General features: G+C 58.9%; 5 protein-coding genes. 2 read left to right on the top strand and 3 right to left on the bottom strand.

From position 1 onward, the window contains the following. Window positions 1–194: 194 nt before the first annotated feature. Window positions 195–419 (bottom strand): hypothetical protein, encoded by a 225-nt coding sequence (locus BT108_RS13205; RefSeq protein WP_143142515.1) that lies wholly within the window; start codon window positions 417–419, stop codon window positions 195–197. 336 nt (window positions 420–755) lie between these two features. Between BT108_RS13205 and BT108_RS13200 the strand changes: the two genes are divergently transcribed. Next, window positions 756–1016: a hypothetical protein gene (locus BT108_RS13200; RefSeq protein WP_072295018.1), complete on the top strand. Its 261-nt coding sequence runs from the start codon at window positions 756–758 to the stop codon at window positions 1014–1016. Between the two features lie 20 nt (window positions 1017–1036). Next, a complete protein-coding gene (locus tag BT108_RS13195) occupies window positions 1037–1291 on the top strand; it encodes a hypothetical protein (RefSeq protein WP_072295017.1) in 255 nt (84 codons plus the stop codon). Here BT108_RS13195 and BT108_RS13190 read toward each other — a convergent pair. Both BT108_RS13190 and BT108_RS13185 read right to left on the bottom strand, forming a co-directional pair. Beyond that, a complete protein-coding gene (locus BT108_RS13190; protein ID WP_072295016.1) occupies window positions 1275–1709 on the bottom strand; it encodes a VOC family protein in 435 nt (144 codons plus the stop codon). The two genes, BT108_RS13195 and BT108_RS13190, sit on opposite strands and share 17 nt — an antisense overlap. Beyond that, window positions 1696–2391 carry a class I SAM-dependent methyltransferase gene (locus BT108_RS13185; protein ID WP_072295015.1) on the bottom strand — a complete coding sequence of 232 codons (696 nt, stop codon included), beginning with the start codon at window positions 2389–2391 and terminating at the stop codon, window positions 1696–1698. The genes BT108_RS13190 and BT108_RS13185 overlap by 14 nt, the downstream gene beginning before the upstream one ends. Window positions 2392–2728 lie beyond the last annotated feature (337 nt).

The following is a 2728-nucleotide window of genomic DNA, read 5'->3' as shown; positions in this document are numbered from 1 at the left end:
ATCGTATCTCGCGCCACACGGCTGTGGATTCGCTTCACCCGGCCATCGAGACGGTCCATTTCGCGCACGTCGAGGATGGCCTGCCGCAGATCCGGGTCCACCCATACGTCAGCTCCAGAATTGCCAAATGGGAATCAATCCTCCGTGTGTTCCATGTAGGCACTCCAGCGGTTCTCGCTGAGGACACTCATGCTTCAATACCAATAGGAGTCATCGTCTTCCAGGCTTGAGATCTCATCCAGAGCGTCTTGCTCGTCCTGCCGGCGCAGGGATTCCGGGATCCCCTCGGTCAGAGTTCTCGCTTTACGACTGCCATGTTTGTCTACATCCACGACAACCTTGCGGCAATATCCTTTCCCCATCCCCAAAAGGTATTGGAATCCGCCATCCAGTTGAGGGTGAATTTCTTCGATTTGCATTTCCTTCTCCTTGTCCGCCATCGGCCGGTCGTCAAGGAAATATAAGACCTATTTCAATTTTATTTCCCCGGAAAAGAGAGGTTTAATGGTGTCTTTTCATGCAAAACGAGACCATCCAGCTGGAATTATCCTTTCTTGAATGATACCCAGTGTTGCGCATGCCCAACTTCTCGCGCAACTGCCTTTGCAGGTGCTTCCTGATCTGGCGGGATTCGGGCAGCATTCGCCGCATTCACCTTCTCGGCCGTCTCCGCCGGTGCCGCCTGCCTGCCCTCTTACCTGTCGACCGGAACTGCAATACAATGGCACCTTGACCAGCAGGGCTATCAAACAGACATGCCAAATTCTTTTCCAGAACCTCCTCCCGGAAGAGAGGATGAGACAGACATTGCCGAGTACTTCAATCATATTCACCATATCCTGAGCGAGATTTCAGGGGCCGAGACCCGCGCCGACCTTGCGGAAAAAGTTGCCGATCTGAGCCAGGCCATCACTTCCACCAGGCTGTTCGTCGCCTCGAAGATCGAGGACTACGTGGAGCTCAACAAGCGATTGACCAGGCTGGAAAAAAAGATCAGGAAGCAAAATCTTCCCTGAGACCACGCGGGACAGGATTGATGTCCAACCGCATACTCCCGATGATGGCCTTCCTCACCTTGTTGGGTGGATGCACTGTCCAGGAGATTTCGCGCAGCCTCTATGAGGGCGCGAGGGCCCGCGACCAGAGCCTGCAATCGACACCCTACGGGCAGTCGTCCCGCGTGCCGCTCCCCAGCTTCGACGAGTACGAGCGGGAACGGCGCACGCTATCCGCCCCGCACAATGTGGAACAAGAGGAAAGCCGCGAGACGGGCTCTATTCCGTATAGGTAATCTTCACCGAGTCGGCCGATCTCTGCGCCGGGCCATGGTATACCGCCTCGATGTTGTTCCCGTCCGGGTCGATGATGAAGGCGGCGTAGTAGCCGGAATGGTAGGGCCGTACTCCTGGCGCGCCGTTGTCGCTGCCACCCGCAGCCAATGCTGCGCGGTGAAAGCGATCCACGGCTGCGCAATCCTTCGCCTGGAAGGCGAAGTGCACCCGCCCGGTGGGCGGGCCCTGCGCCGCCTCGCTGTCCTGGCTGGAGACGACCAGTTCGTCGGCCCAGAAGAAGCCCTCACCCTCCCCGCCCAAGGGAATATCCAGGGCCTCCAGCACGGCGGTGTAGAAGTACCTGCTCGCCGCCAGATCCTTGACCACAAGCTGGATATGGTCGATCAGCCGACCGCGGTGCAGCTCATGAATCTCCATCGTACTCCCCTTCCAAGTGCTGGCCAAGCCCATGAATCCGCCGATCGCGCTTCTGGATGTCGTGCAAACCGGCAGGCGATGCCTCAGCCCTTTGCACGACGACGTACAGATGCAGCTCCGGATACTGGTCGTATTCCAGGTGCCGGCACACACATCCCGTATCTGAGATGAGCCCGAGCATGCCCGGAATGCCCAGCGTACCATAATACATGCTTGGCCCCATGCAGGCGTCGATCTTCTCGTTCGGCTCATCCAGTCCACCGGTTGAGAAGATGCAGACACCTCCTTGGTTCAACGCATGCAGTATCTTCCGGAGGACACTCGCCTGCCGCGACAAGGGCACGTGCCAGAAGCTGTCCCAGGCGGAAATGAAGTCGTACGTCCTCGGCGGGCGCCATTCGCAGATGTCGGCGTGATGGAACGTGACCTCCGGATGGCGTCTCCTCGCCAGTTCGATCATGCGCGGCGAGATGTCCAGGCCCTCGACCGTCAGACCGTGACGCTGCAGCAGGTCGATGACCCGCCCGCTGCTGCCGCAGCCGATGTCGAGCGCATGCTGCCCGTGCCCGAGAAACGCCAGGGCACGCGCGTGCTGGGCAATGCCATTGTCCCGCGGAAAATCGCCGCTGTTCCAGAAGTCGGCGAGCTGGTCATAGCCACCTGCGATATCCACGGGTGTCATGCACGCGCTTCGAACACGGCCGTACCGGGTTGATTCAACCAAGGCCCCTTGCAGCTACGAATCGTCATACCCGATTTTCGCCGAAATACCTCCCATCATCCAGCATTTATGAAAGAAATTGCGGCGACGTCGCGCGATGCCCCGCGCAAGTGCTATCCGGCTGCTGCGGCAAGGTAAGAAGAGACCAGCATCCGAGGAAGCAGTCTCCAGCCCGCCCCGATGCCGGGCACCAAAGGGGCACTTCAGAAGCCTATTCCGAGGTATGCTCCTGCGGTGAGGCCGTCGACCTTGACGCCATCGTTCCTGCCGCTCAGGTGGTAGCGTGTATCGACTCCCA

It is taken from the genome of Nitrosovibrio sp. Nv17 (genome assembly GCF_900119085.1).
In the GTDB taxonomy this organism is placed as follows: domain Bacteria; phylum Pseudomonadota; class Gammaproteobacteria; order Burkholderiales; family Nitrosomonadaceae; genus Nitrosospira.
This window is presented reverse-complemented; position numbering and strand designations above follow the sequence as displayed.